Source organism: Pedobacter sp. W3I1 (assembly GCF_030816015.1).
In the GTDB taxonomy this organism is placed as follows: Bacteria; Bacteroidota; Bacteroidia; order Sphingobacteriales; family Sphingobacteriaceae; genus Pedobacter.
Map to the genome: position 1 here is coordinate 6,278,987 of NZ_JAUSXN010000001.1, position 16,609 is coordinate 6,295,595.

Consider the following 16,609-nt stretch of genomic DNA (forward strand, 5'->3'; position numbering starts at 1 on the left):
CTAAAAATATTGTATCAGTACTTGTTCGATAGGACCATTTGTTAAATTGCTAGTACAATCCCTAAATGTTAAATCATCCTAAAAATTATTGATGTCCCAGGGAGACATCGGCTTATTGGTTCTTTTAAAAGCGGGTTATTATAAAATTCACCTAATACCTAAAAAACATTGCATCAGCACTTGTTCTATAGAGTCATTTGTTTTAAATTGCTAATGCAATCCCTAAATGTTTAAATCATCCTAAAATTATTGATGTCAGAGAAATATCGGCTTATTAGTTCTTTTAATTGTGAGTTGTTATAAAATCAACCTAATACCAAAAAAATATTGCATCAGCACTTGTTCAATAGAGCTATTTGTTTTAAATTGCTAATGCAATCCCTAAATATTAAATCATCCTAAAAATTATTAATGTCCAGTATGGACATTTCCTCGGTAGAAATTGCAGATGGCAATTTTCGTTCCGTAGGAACGTTTGATTTTGATTTAAATTTAGAACGCTATGTCGAATACCTATACCCAATTACACATTCAGTTTGTTTTTGCTGTTAAATTTCGTGCTTCATTAATTCATCCGGAGTGGAAAGAAAGGCTATTAAAATATCTCACAGGAATATTTCAGGCAAATAACCATAAAATGATACAGATTAATTGTATGCCCGATCACATTCACATTTTTATTGGTATGCGGCCACATCAGTCTATTTCTAGCCTGATCCAGAATGTAAAGACAGAAAGTTCTAAATGGATTAATGATCAGCGATTGTGTAAAACAAAATTTGCCTGGCAAGAAGGTTATGGTGCATTTTCATATTCGAAAAGCCATGTTCAACAGGTCATTCAATACATTAAAAACCAGGAACAGCACCATAAAAAGGAGAGCTTTTTACAGGAGTACGCCAGTTTCTTAAAAACGTTTGAGATTGAATACGAAGAAAAGTACATCTTCAAAGAACCAGAGTAATTTATTATTATCTTTGCTACCTATTAAATCACCCAGATGAGCAAGCTTTTCGGATACATTTTAACACCCATTTTTTATATTTTCTTTGGATTAACACTTTGCATCTTTCATCCTATCCAATGGGTTTGCTTTAAGCTTTTTGGCTATAAAGCGCATAAAGTTTCGGTAGATATCCTTAATTTTTTCCTAACCTATTGCCAGATCTTTTTATTCAATTCGATCAGCTTTAAGAATGAATACGATTTACCGACAGATAGACCTATTATTTTTGCAGCGAACCATCAAAGTATGTACGATATCCCCTCATTAATTTGGTTCTTAAGAAAACACAGTGCAAAATTTATCTCCAAAATTGAGCTTACCAAAGGCATTCCGTCCATATCCATTAACTTACGCTTAGGTGGTGGGGCAAACATCAACAGGAAAGACAACAAGCAGGCCATTTCCGAAATCATCAAACTTGGCCGTAGAATGAAAGAGAATAATTGGAGTACTGTAATTTTCCCAGAAGGAACCCGGGCGAAAGATGGTCAGTTGAAAACATTCCAGTTTGGAGGTATTGCTACCATACTAAAAGTAGTACCTAATGCTTTGGTAGTTCCGGTGGCCATAGAAAATTCATGGAAAATTGTTCGCTTTGGTATGTTTCCATTAACAACCGGTAATGCCCTAAAATGGACCGTTTTAAAACCTATAGAACCGGGTATAAAAACGCCGAATGATATCACGCTAGAAGTAGAAGACGAAATCCGGAAAGTTTTAGGTCAACCAACGGCGCAGGCTGCTGTGTAGTCTCCATTAAGCTGTACAACATTATTCAACCCCCTCTTTAAAGATCCTTCGACTCCGCTACCATTGACAGATCCCTATAGAAAGGTCGTCATCTCGACTGGAGTGCAACGGAGTGGAGAGATCTTTGAACGCAAATTATTGAGATGATTTAAGATTTCTCCACTACGGTCGAAATGACGATACTTGGAGACCATGCCTTTCCCGTCTTACATCTCACATATTTCCCTAAATGTTCTTATTTCCAATTACCCTGAAAAACTCATCACGGTAAGTATCGCCAACCGGGATGATTTTTTGGTTAATGGTAATGCGGCTACGTTCGATACTTTCAATTTTATCAACAGCCACAATATAAGATTTGTGTACCCTGATAAACTGACTTTGGGGTAAAGCTTCTTCCATCTTCTTCATGCTTTGCAGCGTAATTACACGCTCATCTTTCGTAAAAATAGAAATGTAATCTTTTAAACCTTCAATGAATAAAATATTGTGCAAATAGATTTTTTGAATCTTATGCTCAGTTTTTACAAAAATATAATCCTGAACCGGATTTGACGAGCCAGAAAATGGCGCAGGTGTAACGATAGGTTGTGCTACACTTGCAGGAGCTTCGACTGGTTTTACCTGATTATGTACTTTTTCTACCGCTTTATAAAAACGGTCGAATGCAATTGGCTTTAATAGGTAATCCGAAACATTCAGGTCGTAACTTTCTAAAGCGTATTGTGGATAAGCGGTAGTTAATATGTAGTGGCATTTATTGCCAGCAATTTTCAAAAACTGGATTCCGGTTAGCTCTGGCATTTGAATATCTAAAAACACAAGATCAATCCCTCCACCCTGAACAATCTGCAAGGCTTCAATAGGGTTTTCGCACCTTTTAACCATGGTTAAAAAAGGTACTTTCGAAATATAATCCTGTAAAATATCAAGCGCTAAAGGCTCATCATCAACAACAATACAGTTTAAGTTCATTTTAGGTTATTATTTTAATTAATGATTTTATATCCGGTATATGTTTGGTTATCGGATTATATGTCAATCATCAGTTCACAGGTATAATGGGTAGCCGAATTTACAACATTTAATTTATATCTATCAGGATAAACCAATTGTAAGCGTCGTTCCACATTGGTTAAACCAACACCTCCTTGTGCATCTTTATTCTGTTGGTTCTTTTTATTAACTACACTAAAATGCAAAATTTTCTGGTTGGCAATGATATTAATTTTTACAGGTTCGGCCGGATCGGTTACCACGCCATGTTTAAATGCATTTTCTACAAACGAAATCAACATTAGCGGAACAATTTTTTGATCGTCAATTTCGCCGTTTAAGGTAAGCTCGATATAGGCGCCATCTTTAAACCTTATTTTTTGCAGCTCAATATAACTGGTTAAATAATCTACCTCCTTACTTAACGCTACGGTTGGTGTATTGCTCTCGTAAATCATGTAACGCATAATCTCCGAAAGCTTCATAATGGCATCGGCGGTTTTGTCTGATTTCTGATAAGCCAGCGAATAGATATTGTTAAGTGAATTAAAAAGAAAATGGGGGTTTAACTGCGATTTTAAAAATTGAAGTTCCATTTCGCGGCGTTCACTTTCTAAATTACGCTGAATCCTTTCACTTGCAAACCAATCGATAGTGAATTTAATAATGCAACTACAGATTAAGAAAAAACCCGATAAGAACGTAACCATGATCACAAAATTATGAACAGGTATTTCCATTCGCTTTCCCTTCGCACTAACCGAAGTTAATACATCGTCCGGATACAATACCGCTATAGCTGTTTTAGCAACAACAGATACGGCAATTAATAATAAGAATGCTAAAACATATATGAGGTATTTTTTTCTCTTTTTTATTAACTCAGGAATTAAGAAGATATAATTAATATAGAAAATAGAAATATTTATTACGCCATACACAACGTAGCTGATAAAATAGTCTTTCATCGTATGCTTTGTAGTGTCGAATATGTTGCCGCCAACTATGAGCATTAAGATAATTGTCCAAAAAATAGCATGTAATATTAAAGGCCCCTTACTTTGTTTCATTAGATCTATATTAAATAATCATGAAGTTGATATCCGTTTAACAAACACATATTCTTTCATGCATCCAAAATAAATAAAGTTTTATCGATTTACCTATACAATCTACCAACGGGCATTTTTTTTCTACCAACGGCCCAATAGGCAAATTTTATCGACAAACGCCAAAAATGCCTGTTGATCTAGAATCTTGAACACTTGGTATAATAGATTTTAGCAGGTTGTTTTTCTTGAGTTTCTTTGAATCATCAAAACGAAAACAAAATGAAAACATCATCAGCAATCAACTTAAAAAATCAAACAGTAATTACTGATGGTATTTTCACAACCTCTCAAATAAAACTATCGATCATGAAAAAGTTAGCAAACACATCGCCATTTTTACTTTTATTATTACCTGTATTTATGATGATCATTTTAACACTTACGGTTAATACCAATCAGAATGATGCGGAAATAGTTGTAAAACCTACAAAAACATCTGGTTCTATCGTGAAACAAGCAACTGCTATTTTCAAATAGAAACAATGGGTAATTACGCTATCGAAACTATAGGTTTAAACTTTAACTTCGGCAACCAGGTTATTGTAAAAGATCTGTCCTTACAAGTACCAAAAGGCAGTATATACGGTTTCTTAGGCCCCAATGGAGCTGGAAAAACAACCACCATAAAAATCCTGCTGAACCTGCTAAAGTCACCATCTGACCAGGTTTTTATATTTGGTAAAGAAATAAACAGTAATCGCATAGCGACCCTTAAGCGCATAGGCGCTTTAGTAGAACAACCTGCTATTTATGGTCATTTAACAGGCAAAGAAAACCTCATTAACCGCTGTATTTTATTAGGCATAAAAAAAACAAAAGCTGATGAAATGCTGTCGCTGGTGGGTTTGGCAGAAGCAGCAAATAAAAAAGCCAGTAAATATTCATTAGGCATGAAACAAAGGCTAGGCATTGCACAGGCACTAATTTCAGATCCAGAATTATTATTACTGGATGAGCCTACAAATGGTTTAGATCCAAATGGTATCATCGAGGTCCGGAACCTGATGATTGATTTAGCTACAAATCACCAAAAAACAATATTGGTTTCAAGCCACTTATTGGCAGAAATAGAAAGAACAGCAACCCATGTTGGCATTATAAACAAAGGTCAATTATTATTTCAGGGCACGATTAACGAACTTCATTTACTGAGCAAACCTATGCTCGAAATCGAAGTCGACAAGATTGAAAGTGCAAGTTCCTTTTTAACAAAGTCGGGTTATGAAGTTGCGGCAAAAACAGATAAGGTAATTACTCTACCCTTTACTTCACCGCAACAAAGTGGAGAACTCAATACATTACTTATCCAAAATGGTTTTACGGTGAGCAGCCTTTATCAGCAACGAAAAGATCTCGAAAATTTATTCCTGGATATAACCAAAACAAACTAACATGCACGCTCTTTATATTTCTTTAGTATCAGAATTTTACAAATCCAGAAAAACCTTAGCTTTCTGGGCAGCCATATTATTACCAGTTATTATTTGTGGGTTAATCAGCTTTGGTTTTTATTCCGACGCTGAGAAAATCATCGCCAACCATTATCCTCCAATGATATTATGGGCACATTACAGTGGTGCAGCACTCGGCGTAATGGGATTTTTGATCATGCCCTTCTATGTCATATTCATGGCTTTCTCAGTCAATAATATCGAACATAAAAACGATACCTGGAAAATGTTATTTGCCCAGCCCTTAAATAAATTTTCGATTTATGCTGCAAAATACCTGTATGCGGTATTGTTAATATTGATCTGCCTATTCTTATTTGCTACACTTACCTACGCATTCGGTTATTTGTTACAGGCATTAGTCCCAAAGTTTAATTTTAATCAATACAACCCTTTAAATATTCTAATCAACTCTTACGCTAAATTATTTTTATCTTCTCTAGGCATTTTATCGCTACAGTTTATACTAAGTTTACTCTGGAGCGATTTCCTAAAACCGATGGGAATTGGCTTTGTTGGAACGATAATGGGCATCATTACGGCAAATGTAGGTTGGAAATACGCTTACCTGATCCCTTATTCATTACCTGCTTTGTCTTTAAAGATGACGAGGGTAAAAAAAGGAGGTAATCCGCTGGATTTTCCGATTTTTACGCAGGAAATATGGATAAGTCTGATCTATGCTGCTATTCTTTTCATCATTGGCTATTTTATCGTAACCAAAAAGAGCATCAAGTAATTGGCGCTTAAATCGCTGACAGAATTTGAGAGTAAAAGTTATTAGCCGAATTAAACATACCCATAAACAAAAGCCTGCTGATTCGACTTTAGTATCAAATAGCAGGCTATATTGCTTAAAATGAGAGGTTATGGTGTATTTTAATCTCTAAAGAGATAGTATTCTTTCCTTGAACGCCCAAACAATTAATTGATAAGAGTTTTTTAGATTAAGTTTTCTTACCATATTTCTTCGGTGCGTATTAACTGTATGTTCGCTGATGAAAAGCATTTCGCCAATTTCTTTACTGTTGTAACCCATTGATAACAGGTGTACAATTTCAACTTCCCTTTCGCTAATCGAACCGTGATTTTCCTGTAGTAGGATATTGTTTATCATTTTTGAAAGAATTAAGTGGTGAATGTTTTTTATAATCAATCTTTTCCTTAAATAGACTTATTTTCGAATAAGTTCAAAATATTTGTTTTCAGAGGATAAATAGCATAATACGTTCTAATCACAAATTATTGAGCTGTTATTGTATACCAAAAGTAGTAGTACCCCGTAATTCGGTGCTAGTGCAAAACGCCTTAAATAGAAGGGTATTTTTACGGTATTTTAATTGCGATATTTCTTGGCGGAACCCTTATTATTATCGATTTTTAAAGAAAATCAAACAATAAATTTTATGAGTCAAAAATTAAACTCGGAACCTATCGATAAGAAGGTTGCGCAGGCCATGGTTGATGCCTACGCCGTAGAGGCAAGAAAATTCCCACAATCTTTCACCAAAGCAGTATGGTTTCCGGCAGAACAGGTATTAGAAATTGCAAAATCTATGAGCGAAGGAAAATATGATGGATTGAGAATTTATTTTGGTCAATACACCCCAGACTCACTTGAAGGTTTACCAAAAGCATACGAAGGTAGAAACACCTTACTATTGGTACCTACATTACCAAGCATAAGCAATGATGACGATGAACACAAAGATGATCTGGATGATATCGAAAACAGAGGAGAAATGTGTCCTGAAGTATGTAATGGAACTGGACTATAATATAAAGAATGATCAAGATTATAGATCCTGTAACCTCAATTGAACTTTTATGTTTAACTATTGCTATATTTTTTCTAGGCAAGGACAAACAAAATTTTTGGACTATAACCTTAGCGTACCTGGTATTTGTATGTTGCACAGAGTATTTTGGTAAGTATATTGGTGCTAAATACAAAAACAATCTTTGGGTATATAATGTATTTGTTTTTTTTGAGGCAGCTTTTATTTCTTACGGATTGTATAATTGTTTTAAAAGATACATTAACCCTAAGCCCCTTTTTTTATTTAGCAGCATTATTATCTACACCATATATTTTGTTGTCTTTATAAGAAATGGGGTTTTTGCTTTCAATTCGATTACTGTAAGTGTAATGTCGGTTATTTTTGTACTGTATTGTCTTTACTATTATTATTTACTGCTTAGGGATGAGCACCTTTTAGATATCACATATCACTCTGAATTTTGGTGGCTAACCGCTGTTCTGTTCTACTATTTTGGCAGTACCACCAGTAATTTGTTCTTTGGCTTATTTAAATCTATCAAAATTGGCCCTTATCCACTAACATACGCTATCTACATACTATTAAACTGGATTTTATATGGCCTTTGGGCTTACTCTTTTATATGCAGAGCCAAACAACGCAAATTGCAATCTTAGTAGGAATATCTACTTTAATTTTTTTATTGATGCCCGTGTTTTTGATATTTTATATTAAGATTAGTATTAAATATAGAAAAAATCATATTCTCGAAAAGGCAGCTATGAAACAAAAATTTGAATCCGAAATGCTTCAAACACGTGTAGAAGTACAGGATCAAACCATGCAAAGTATTGCTACAGAATTACATGATAACGTTGGCCAGTTGCTCAGCCTTACTACCCTAACCTTAAACTCTGTAAATTTAGATGATGGAGAAAAGGCCAAAAAGAAAATAGATAATTCATTAGCGCTTGTTAACAAATCCATTAAAGAATTAAGGGAGTTGGCCAAGCTGTTACATGGAGAGCAACTGGTAGAAAATGGCATTGGCCATGCAATAGATCAGGAAATTAACTGGCTTAATAAGGCTGGCACTTACGAATTAAAAATCAACAACCACTTAATTGACCTGCAAGTTGCATCACCCAATAAGGATTTGATTATTCTTCGTTTATTGCAAGAAATCCTTAATAATATTATAAAACATGCACAGGCAACCCATATCCAAATCGATTCGTACCTGACAGACAATATTTTACATTTAAGGGTTACAGAAAATGGAGTTGGTTTTAACCCGGAAGAAACTAAATCAAAAAAATCGGGGATGGGGCTAAATTCTATTTATAAAAGAATTGAGATGATCAATGGAAAAATAATATTAAATTCGGCTCCATGCGAGGGCACCTCCATTTCAATAGAAGTTCCATACCCTTAATTGTATGCAAGACCAAAGTATTTCTATCGCTATTGTTGATGATCACACGCTTTTCCGTTCCGGATTGGCAAGCCTATTGGAAGAATTTGATGAAATAAATATAACGTTTGAGGCGGTAAACGGATTAGATCTCCAGGCCAAAATGAACAATAACCAGCAGGTTCAACTCGTATTAATGGACATTAATATGCCTGTAATGGACGGTTTTGCGGCAACAAAATGGGTTAAAACGAATCATCCGGATGTACATGTGCTTGCATTAAGCATGCTAGAGGATGAAAAAGCGATTATTGGAATGCTTAAAGCTGGTGCCGGAGGGTACATGCTTAAAGAATCAACGCCATCAGATTTGCTAACTGCAATTAAAGTAATAGTAGACAAGGGTTTTTATGTAAACGAATTGGTATCTGGCAGACTTTTAGTGGCATTGAAAGACGATCAAAAGCCAGTATTCTCTGCAAGAGAACTCACATTTTTACAATATTGCAGTACCGAACTTACTTATAAGGAAATTGCAGATCTCATGTTTGTTAGTCCACGCACAGTAGACAACTATAGGGAATCTCTTTTTGCCAAACTAAATATTAAATCGCGTACAGGATTAGTGGTATATGGAATCAAAAATAACCTGATCACCATCTAGTCTATAAGGCGCATAAGGCATTGATTTACAGCAAAATAAATATTTATATTCCACTACTTATTCGCAAATAAAAATCCTAAAGTAGAATAAAAGTTTCAGCTCATTAATTTTTCCTGATAATTTATTAAATAAAATTTGGATAACTAACTAATTAGTTTTAACTTTAGTTAAGGCAAAGTAATTTGCCATCATCCTTATTATTATTAACTATTATGGAAATTAAAGATTTAACCAAAGCCGAAGAACAGATTATGCAGGTTTTATGGCAATTGGAAAAAGCATTCGTCAAAGAAGTTATTGATGAGCTACCCCTCCCTAAACCTGCCTACAATACCGTATCAACCATTATTAGAATTCTAGAAACCAAGGGTTTTATTGGTCACGAAGCCTTCGGAAAAGCACATCAGTATCATCCTTTAGTCAGCAGAGAAGAATATAAACGCCATGCGACAGAAAAACTATTAGGCAATTACTTCGAAAATTCGGTAGAGAGCATGTTCTCTTTCTTCGTTAAAGAAGAAAAACTGGATTTAAGTGATGTTGATGAAATTTTAAAAATGATTAATAAAATTAAACATAAGCCAAAATGAGTTTTGCCCACTACCTATTACAGGTGAACTTATACTTAATTGTTTTTTTCGGTTTTTATAAATTACTGTTAGATAAGGAGACCTACTTCACTTTAAACCGCATTTATTTAGTATCTGCGGGCGTTTTGTCCCTATGTATACCATTTATCCGTTTAGAATGGCTAACGGAACAGAGAGCGGCGCAACAGGTTTACACTTCAGTTAATTGGGAAGCCGTATTAGCACAAGCAACAATTGTTACGGAGCGTAACACTGGTTTTAACTGGGGAAATGCATTCGTTTATATCTATTGTGCAGGTACTTTGTTCTTCTTAGGTAGATTGGTATTTAACTTATTTGCAGTTAAAAAACTCATCACGGTAAGTAAGGCTGGCTCGGCTTTCTCTTTTTTTGGCAAAAAAGTAATTGATCAGGAATTACCACAAATGGATGTGATTGATATTCATGAAGAAGCACACATCAAACAATGGCATACTGTAGATATTTTATTTTTCGAAATTATAGGGATTATTACCTGGTTAAACCCGGTTATTTATCTTTATAAAAAAGCCATTAAAAATATCCACGAGTTTTTGGCTGATGAACTTGCCGCCGAATTTCAGGGCGATAAAGCTGAATATGCCATGCTATTACTAAGTAAGTCGTTTGGTATTTCACCAAATGCCTTAACCAATGGATTTTTAGAAAAATCATTGATCAAAAAAAGAATTTTCATGCTTCATAAAGAGCGGTCTAAAAAGATCGCTGTTATGAAGTATGGGATTTCTATTCCTCTGTTTGCCCTTTTAATTGTGTTTTCGTCGGCTACTGTTCGTAAAAATGAGAAGCTGCTATCCATTACCGATCAAATCCCTTTAGAGAAGCCGATTGAGATCGTTGAAAACATGGTTACTGACCCCGGGAAGATAATTATAGCACCTAAAATTTCGGTTGATGGTAAAACAGATGCTAACTGGAAAGGATTTTATCAGTTTTTATTAAGAAATATTAAATACCCAGGCGCGGCCAGCAGTGATGAGGTACAAGGTAATGCCCAGATCAAATTTAATCTAAAAGGCGGCAGGGTTACCAATATTACATCGAATGTAGAACTAGGGGCAGGCTGCGACGAAGAAGTGATGAAAGCAATTTTATCTTATAAAGGATTTAAAACTATAGCTGATGGCAAATACGCTTTAACGGTAAGTTTTAAAATTCCAGAATCGTCGGAAGAGTTTAAGAATAAATTAATACCTAAATCGAGCGAATATGTAAATCTGAACAAGATTAATATCATATCTTACCTACCTAAAACTGCCGAAGCAGAAACCAGCTCCATTAAATCTGAAAATACGGATAAAGTATATGATTTCATTTCGATCGAGAAACAGCCGGAATTTCCAGGCGGCATAACCAGGTTTTATAAATACCTGAGTGGCAGCATTAAGTATCCAAAGCTTGCACAGGAGAACAATGTACAAGGTAAAGTTTTTCTGAGTTTTGTGGTTGAAAAAGATGGCTCATTAACAGATGTGCAAATTACACGGGGTTTAGGAAGTGGTACCGATGAAGAAGCGATGAGGGTTATAAAGGAATCGCCAAAATGGAATCCTGGCATCCAGAATGGCTTAGCCGTAAGGGTAAAATATAACATCAACGTTAATTTCACCCTCAGTGATCCCACAAAAGAGATTAAAACAAGCGGTATATCAACAAACCGGAGCACTTTTAAAGATGGTATAAATCAGGAAGCATTGATTATTTTAGATGGTGTGAGGTTACCAAACAATAGCCAACTGAGCACTATAAATCCAAATAATATAGCGTCAATTTCTGTTTTAAAAGATCAGGCGGCAACAGATTTGTATGGCCCAAGAGCTAAAGCGGGTGCAATTGTAATTACAAGCAAAACAAAAAACAACGTTTTCCGCAATCTTGATGAAAAAGAGCTGGCAATAGACAAAAACACTAATTTTTTCGATCTTAAAAAGAAATTCTAACCAATATTCAATGAAACCTAATTGATATACTATGAAAAATATAATCGCATTTACCATGATGATGGGTTTAAGTTTAGTGGGTTTTGCTCAAAAAGCAGATAGTACAAAAACGACAAAAATTACACTTAGAGGAGTACCTGACACTGAACCCTTAATTGTAGTAGATGGCAATAAACAGTATATAAGAGGGGCATCATCACTTAGCGAAGTTGACCCTAATAACATCGAATCGGTAAGCATCTTAAAAGATAGTTTAGCAACGGCCAAATATGGCGCTGATGGTTTTGCGGGAGTAATAGAAGTTAAAACCAAAAATGGTTCTCTGAGCAATAATTATGGACTTAAAGCCGCTCCAATAAAAACTGCCGGATCCAATTTAAAAGGAAAAGTATCAGGATTTAGCGTTCGACCAAATGTACCTAACCCTAATAAGCCGGTAACCTTAAGAAATCTATTGAACAGAGATTTTGACCAGAAGGCGGAACCACTTTATATTATTGATGGGAAAGAAATCGCAGAAATAAAAAATTTGGACCAGGACTCTATCCAATCGATAGAAGTGCTTAAAGATTCATCTGCAATAACCTTACATGGAGATAAGGGCAAAAATGGAGTAGTGATTATTACCACCAAAAAGCCAAAAGCAACTCCCAAGAAAAACTAAATAATCAACATTTTAATAAAAAACCAGGAGAAAGCTAATCTTTAGCCCTAATCGGCATTGCCATGTATTATAATTCCGTTAAGTGCAGAATAACCCGGATAAAGTTTAAGATTTTGTATTGGCTGAAAAACAACCGGGGTTTCCAGGGGGTGTAAAAGCATTTTATAAATACTTAAGCCAAAACGTTAAACCCTAAAGAAGCCTGGAAACATTCAAGGAAAGGTATTTCTTTCTTTTATTGTATAAAAAGACGGCAGTTTAACAAACATAAAGGTTATAAGGGGATTAAGCCCTGAAACAAATACTGAAGTAGTATCAGCTTCTCCAAACTGGAGCCCGGGAATACAGTTTGGGGTTCCGGTGAGGGTAAAATATAATATCAATGTTAATTTCGCATTGAAGTAAGGCAAAAGTTTTTAAACTCATCAAAAACACAAAACCCCAGCAAAATTACCGGGGTTTTATGTTTTCTCTCCTGTCTCGGAGGAATAAATTTAGAAAAACTTTAATGTATATGCAAATATTACAGAATAAAATTTCTAATTATGCAAAATTTTAATATGCAAACATAAGATTATTACAACTTTCGCAAACTTTTATTTTGGAGCTACTTTGTTGTGCAAGGTTTCGATTTTAAAATCTAAAGTTTCATATGTTTTCACAACAGCTGACAAATGTTAAATGTGTATTAGTTTTAATCGTCAGTTTGCTAATAAATCATAGAATTTAATTCATTATTATTTTTGTCTATTAACAGGAGTTTGATTAATAATATGTCTTCAACAGATAATTCTTTATATATTTTATAATTAGCGTTGTTGCCCTATTCAGATTCAGTCAAGGACAGGATTTTATAGTAGAAAAAAGATGCTGAGCATAATGTAGCTACAAGGGATTTGAAAAAAACTAAGCACTTGTAATAAAGAGATTGTATTATAAAGACAATTTCTCAGCAAACTATACAAGTGTATTAATTAAGTCCTTCGACAAGCTACCATTGACAGATTCCTATAGAAAGGTCGTCATTCCCGCGCAGGTGGGAATCTTAAAACTTATTGCATTACGATTATCTGCGATGAGCACTTCGTGGTTCCCAATCAAGTTGGGAATGACGATTCCGCGCAATATATTAATTCATTAAAATCCCCTGTCATTCGTATTGATTTTTATGAAATAAATTAACCCTCAGGATGACAATTTACATTTATTATACATCCTCTTAGCACGGCGATCTTGAATAGGTTATGGATAGATAGCCTCTAGAGAGTACCCATTAAAACTAAAAAGCCCCCACAACGTGGAGGCTCAAAACCCAGCGGTTAAACTGAGTACACAGTATATTTTTTAAACGGTTTCTTCTGAAATAAATTTTGCAGATGCAAAATCGCGGTTCATACGAGCAATGTTTTCTAAAGAGATTCCTTTTGGGCATTCAGCTTCGCAGGCACCAGTATTGGTACAGTTACCAAAACCTTCAGCGTCCATTTGCGCAACCATGCTCTGTACCCTGCGGTAACGCTCTGGCTGACCTTGTGGCAGCAATGCCAATTGAGAGATCTTAGCAGAAACAAATAACATTGCTGAAGCATTTTTACAAGTTGCCACGCAAGCACCACAACCAATACAAGCAGCCGCTTCGAAAGCCGCATCTGCCTGCATTTTAGGAATTGGCAAGTTGTTAGCATCTTGCGCATTACCTGTATTTATCGAAATAAAACCACCAGCAGCAATAACTCTATCAAATGCAGAACGATCTACCGTTAAATCTTTTATAACCGGAAAAGCAGCTGCTCTCCAAGGCTCAACAACAATGGTATCGCCATCTTTGAAAGAACGCATGTGCAACTGGCAGGTAGTAACCAAGTCTTTTGGTCCGTGTGGACGACCGTTGATAAACATCGAGCACATTCCGCAAATCCCTTCGCGGCAATCGTGGTCGAATACAACTGGCTCTTCACCTTTGTTAATTAATTGTTCGTTTAATACATCGAACATCTCTAAGAAAGACATATCCGGTGAAATATCGGCCAACTTATAATCTACCAAAGCACCTTTGGCATTGTTATTTTTTTGACGCCAAACTTTTAGCGTTAAGTTCATATTTCCTGTACTCATGATATTGAGATTTAGGTATCAAGTATAAGTATCAAGTAGTGGGTATCAAGTATCAAGATTGCAAACTGTCTTGATACTTGATACTTAAATCTCGATACTCACATCTTGCTACTATTTATAACTTCTTTGTGCTACTTTAATATTTTCAAACTTCAATTCTTCTTTATGAAGTTCGAAGTTTACACCTTCTTTAAATTCCCATGCGGCTACGTAAGCATAGTTCTCATCATCACGTAGTGCTTCACCTTCTTCTGTCTGATACTCTTCACGGAAGTGTCCACCACAACTTTCGTTACGGTTTAAAGCATCAATACACATCAACTCGCCCAGTTCGATAAAATCAGCAACACGGCCAGCTTTTTCCAATTCGGTGTTTAATTCATCAACTGTTCCAGGTACACGAACATCGCTCCAGAATTCAGCACGTAATGCTCTGATTTCCTGAATTGCTTCGTTTAAACCTTTTGCGTTACGAGCCATGCCACATTTCTCCCACATAATATGACCTAAACGTTTGTGGAAATGATCTACCGACTTAGTTCCTTTAATATTGATCAGTTTATTTAAAATACCCACTGCTCTTTCTTCAGCCTCTACAAAGGCAGGATGATCAGTAGGGATTGCTTTTACCGAAATCTCTTTTGATAAGTAGGCTCCAATGGTGTAAGGCAGAACGAAATAACCATCAGCTAAACCTTGCATTAAAGCAGACGCACCTAAACGGTTAGCACCGTGATCTGAGAAGTTAGCCTCACCAGTACAATATAAACCAGGTACCGATGTCATTAGGTTATAATCAACCCATAAACCACCCATGGTATAGTGAACCGCCGGATAAATACGCATTGGCGTTTCGTAAGGATTTTCGCCAGTAATCTGTGCATACATATCGAACAGGTTACCATACTTAGCTTTAATTACCTCAGTACCTAATCGCATACAGGTTTCTTTGTCAGGATTGTGGTTACCTGCTTTAGAAGCTTCGATTTTTCCGTAACGTTCGGTATTGGCTTTAAAATCTAAATATACTGCTAATTTAGAAGCACCTACTCCATAACCTGCATCACAACGCTCTTTCGCAGCACGAGAGGCCACATCGCGTGGAACCAGGTTACCAAAAGCAGGATAACGGCGTTCTAAATAATAATCTCTTTCATCTTCAGGAATTTCTGAAGCTTTACGGTTATCATCTTTCTTTTTAGGAACCCAAATACGTCCATCGTTACGCAACGACTCAGACATCAGGGTTAATTTAGATTGGTGATCGCCAGAAACCGGGATACAAGTTGGGTGGATCTGTGTATAACAAGGGTTTGCAAAATAAGCGCCTTGCTTGTGCGCTTTCCAGGCCGCTGTAACGTTACTTCCCATAGCATTGGTAGAAAGATAGAATACGTTACCGTAACCACCTGTTCCTAATACCACCGCATGACCAAAGTGACGCTCGATTTCTCCTGTAATTAAGTTACGGGCTATAATACCACGGGCTTTGCCATCGATTTTAACAACCTCAAGCATTTCGTGGCGCGGGTATACATTTCTACTTTACCCATACCAATCTGGCGCTCTAAAGCAGAGTAAGCACCTAATAATAACTGTTGACCAGTTTGACCTGCAGCATAAAAAGTACGTTGTACCTGTGTACCACCAAACGAACGATTATCTAACAAACCACCATACTCGCGGGCTAAAGGCACACCTTGTGCTACACACTGATCTATAATGTTGGCACTTACTTCGGCTAAACGATGCACATTGGCTTCGCGGGCGCGGTAATCGCCACCTTTAATCGTATCGTAGAAAAGGCGATAAACGCTATCACCATCATTCTGATAGTTTTTTGCTGCATTGATACCACCCTGAGCAGCAATTGAGTGCGCTCTACGTGGTGAATCCTGAAAACAAAAACATTTTACTTTGTAACCCATCTCAGCCAAAGTAGCCGCTGCTGAAGCACCTGCTAAACCCGAACCTACAATGATTACTTCAATAGTTCTTTTGTTCGATGGGTTAACCAAAGGCACAGAAGACTTATATTTTGTCCATTTGCTGGTTAATTCGCCTTCTGGAATATTTGAATTAATATCTGACATATCTTTTGTGCTAAA

The 16,609-nt window shown here is 36.0% G+C and carries 16 protein-coding genes and 1 pseudogene; 12 read left to right on the forward strand and 5 right to left on the reverse strand.

The window, feature by feature from the left end:
- Positions 1-502 precede the first annotated feature (502 nt).
- Both tnpA and QF042_RS25785 read left to right on the forward strand, forming a co-directional pair.
- Entirely contained in the window at positions 503-964 is a 462-nt protein-coding gene (gene tnpA / locus QF042_RS25780; protein ID WP_307533020.1) for an IS200/IS605 family transposase, read from the forward strand.
- A gap of 36 nt (positions 965-1,000) precedes the next feature.
- Positions 1,001-1,756, forward strand: coding sequence for a 1-acyl-sn-glycerol-3-phosphate acyltransferase (locus QF042_RS25785; RefSeq protein WP_307533022.1), 756 nt, complete (start codon positions 1,001-1,003; stop codon positions 1,754-1,756).
- Positions 1,757-1,981: 225 nt separating this feature from the next.
- Here the strand turns inward: QF042_RS25785 and QF042_RS25790 are convergent, their stop codons facing one another.
- The gene (locus tag QF042_RS25790; protein WP_131534258.1) at positions 1,982-2,731 is read right to left on the reverse strand and encodes a LytTR family DNA-binding domain-containing protein; all 750 of its coding nucleotides are present in this window, start codon (positions 2,729-2,731) and stop codon (positions 1,982-1,984) included.
- Between the two features lie 56 nt (positions 2,732-2,787).
- Positions 2,788-3,822 (reverse strand): sensor histidine kinase, encoded by a 1,035-nt coding sequence (locus QF042_RS25795; protein ID WP_307533026.1) that lies wholly within the window; start codon positions 3,820-3,822, stop codon positions 2,788-2,790.
- A gap of 348 nt (positions 3,823-4,170) precedes the next feature.
- Between QF042_RS25795 and QF042_RS25800 the strand changes: the two genes are divergently transcribed.
- The 3 genes from QF042_RS25800 to QF042_RS25810 are packed head-to-tail and all read left to right on the forward strand — an operon-like array spanning position 4,171 to position 6,054.
- Positions 4,171-4,341, forward strand: coding sequence for a hypothetical protein (locus tag QF042_RS25800; RefSeq protein WP_307533028.1), 171 nt, complete (start codon positions 4,171-4,173; stop codon positions 4,339-4,341).
- A 5-nt stretch (positions 4,342-4,346) separates the two neighbouring features.
- Positions 4,347-5,255, forward strand: coding sequence for an ABC transporter ATP-binding protein (locus tag QF042_RS25805; RefSeq protein WP_307533030.1), 909 nt, complete (start codon positions 4,347-4,349; stop codon positions 5,253-5,255).
- 1 nt (position 5,256) lies between these two features.
- Positions 5,257-6,054, forward strand: a complete 798-nt coding sequence (locus QF042_RS25810) for an ABC transporter permease (protein WP_307533032.1) — start codon at positions 5,257-5,259, stop codon at positions 6,052-6,054.
- Between the two features lie 147 nt (positions 6,055-6,201).
- Here QF042_RS25810 and QF042_RS25815 read toward each other — a convergent pair whose 3' ends face one another.
- Positions 6,202-6,432 (reverse strand): response regulator transcription factor, encoded by a 231-nt coding sequence (locus QF042_RS25815; RefSeq protein WP_307533034.1) that lies wholly within the window; start codon positions 6,430-6,432, stop codon positions 6,202-6,204.
- 289 nt (positions 6,433-6,721) lie between these two features.
- Here QF042_RS25815 and QF042_RS25820 point away from each other — a divergent pair, with 289 nt between their 5' ends.
- The 7 genes from QF042_RS25820 to QF042_RS26450 all read left to right on the forward strand — a co-directional run bounded on the left by QF042_RS25820 (position 6,722) and on the right by QF042_RS26450 (position 12,791).
- Complete coding sequence (locus tag QF042_RS25820; protein ID WP_307533036.1) at positions 6,722-7,093, forward strand: hypothetical protein; 372 nt, start codon at positions 6,722-6,724, stop codon at positions 7,091-7,093.
- Positions 7,094-7,856: 763 nt separating this feature from the next.
- Entirely contained in the window at positions 7,857-8,510 is a 654-nt protein-coding gene (locus QF042_RS25825) for a sensor histidine kinase (protein ID WP_307533038.1), read from the forward strand.
- Positions 8,511-8,514: 4 nt separating this feature from the next.
- The gene (locus QF042_RS25830) at positions 8,515-9,153 is read left to right on the forward strand and encodes a response regulator transcription factor (RefSeq protein ID WP_307533040.1); all 639 of its coding nucleotides are present in this window, start codon (positions 8,515-8,517) and stop codon (positions 9,151-9,153) included.
- 212 nt (positions 9,154-9,365) lie between these two features.
- Positions 9,366-9,743, forward strand: a complete 378-nt coding sequence (locus QF042_RS25835) for a BlaI/MecI/CopY family transcriptional regulator (RefSeq protein ID WP_025143307.1) — start codon at positions 9,366-9,368, stop codon at positions 9,741-9,743.
- Complete coding sequence (locus tag QF042_RS25840; RefSeq protein WP_307533043.1) at positions 9,740-11,722, forward strand: M56 family metallopeptidase; 1,983 nt, start codon at positions 9,740-9,742, stop codon at positions 11,720-11,722. The genes QF042_RS25835 and QF042_RS25840 overlap by 4 nt, the downstream gene beginning before the upstream one ends.
- Before the next feature lie 31 nt (positions 11,723-11,753).
- The gene (locus tag QF042_RS25845) at positions 11,754-12,386 is read left to right on the forward strand and encodes a TonB-dependent receptor plug domain-containing protein (protein WP_307533045.1); all 633 of its coding nucleotides are present in this window, start codon (positions 11,754-11,756) and stop codon (positions 12,384-12,386) included.
- Between the two features lie 276 nt (positions 12,387-12,662).
- A complete protein-coding gene (locus QF042_RS26450; RefSeq protein ID WP_373459111.1) occupies positions 12,663-12,791 on the forward strand; it encodes a hypothetical protein in 129 nt (42 codons plus the stop codon).
- Between the two features lie 939 nt (positions 12,792-13,730).
- Here the strand turns inward: QF042_RS26450 and QF042_RS25850 are convergent.
- Together QF042_RS25850 and QF042_RS25855 are read right to left on the reverse strand one after the other, a co-directional pair.
- Positions 13,731-14,501 carry a succinate dehydrogenase/fumarate reductase iron-sulfur subunit gene (locus tag QF042_RS25850; RefSeq protein ID WP_307533047.1) on the reverse strand — a complete coding sequence of 257 codons (771 nt, stop codon included), beginning with the start codon at positions 14,499-14,501 and terminating at the stop codon, positions 13,731-13,733.
- Between the two features lie 111 nt (positions 14,502-14,612).
- Positions 14,613-16,594, reverse strand: a pseudogene (locus tag QF042_RS25855) (fumarate reductase/succinate dehydrogenase flavoprotein subunit).
- Between the last annotated feature and the right edge of the window lie 15 nt (positions 16,595-16,609).

Bases quoted from the DNA above. Each gene is read 5' to 3' on its own strand.
- QF042_RS25835 (WP_025143307.1), top strand. From the start codon at position 9,366: ATGGAAATTAAAGATTTAACCAAAGCCGAAGAACAGATTATGCAGGTT.
- QF042_RS25830 (WP_307533040.1), top strand. From the start codon at position 8,515: ATGCAAGACCAAAGTATTTCTATCGCTATTGTTGATGATCACACGCTT.
- QF042_RS25815 (WP_307533034.1), bottom strand. From the start codon at position 6,432: ATGATAAACAATATCCTACTACAGGAAAATCACGGTTCGATTAGCGAA.
- QF042_RS25850 (WP_307533047.1), bottom strand. From the start codon at position 14,501: ATGAGTACAGGAAATATGAACTTAACGCTAAAAGTTTGGCGTCAAAAA.
- QF042_RS25790 (WP_131534258.1), bottom strand. From the start codon at position 2,731: ATGAACTTAAACTGTATTGTTGTTGATGATGAGCCTTTAGCGCTTGAT.
- QF042_RS25820 (WP_307533036.1), top strand. From the start codon at position 6,722: ATGAGTCAAAAATTAAACTCGGAACCTATCGATAAGAAGGTTGCGCAG.
- tnpA (WP_307533020.1), top strand. From the start codon at position 503: ATGTCGAATACCTATACCCAATTACACATTCAGTTTGTTTTTGCTGTT.
- QF042_RS25825 (WP_307533038.1), top strand. From the start codon at position 7,857: ATGAAACAAAAATTTGAATCCGAAATGCTTCAAACACGTGTAGAAGTA.
- QF042_RS25785 (WP_307533022.1), top strand. From the start codon at position 1,001: ATGAGCAAGCTTTTCGGATACATTTTAACACCCATTTTTTATATTTTC.
- QF042_RS25845 (WP_307533045.1), top strand. From the start codon at position 11,754: ATGAAAAATATAATCGCATTTACCATGATGATGGGTTTAAGTTTAGTG.
- QF042_RS25840 (WP_307533043.1), top strand. From the start codon at position 9,740: ATGAGTTTTGCCCACTACCTATTACAGGTGAACTTATACTTAATTGTT.
- QF042_RS25810 (WP_307533032.1), top strand. From the start codon at position 5,257: ATGCACGCTCTTTATATTTCTTTAGTATCAGAATTTTACAAATCCAGA.
- QF042_RS25805 (WP_307533030.1), top strand. From the start codon at position 4,347: ATGGGTAATTACGCTATCGAAACTATAGGTTTAAACTTTAACTTCGGC.
- QF042_RS25795 (WP_307533026.1), bottom strand. From the start codon at position 3,822: ATGAAACAAAGTAAGGGGCCTTTAATATTACATGCTATTTTTTGGACA.
- QF042_RS25800 (WP_307533028.1), top strand. From the start codon at position 4,171: ATGAAAAAGTTAGCAAACACATCGCCATTTTTACTTTTATTATTACCT.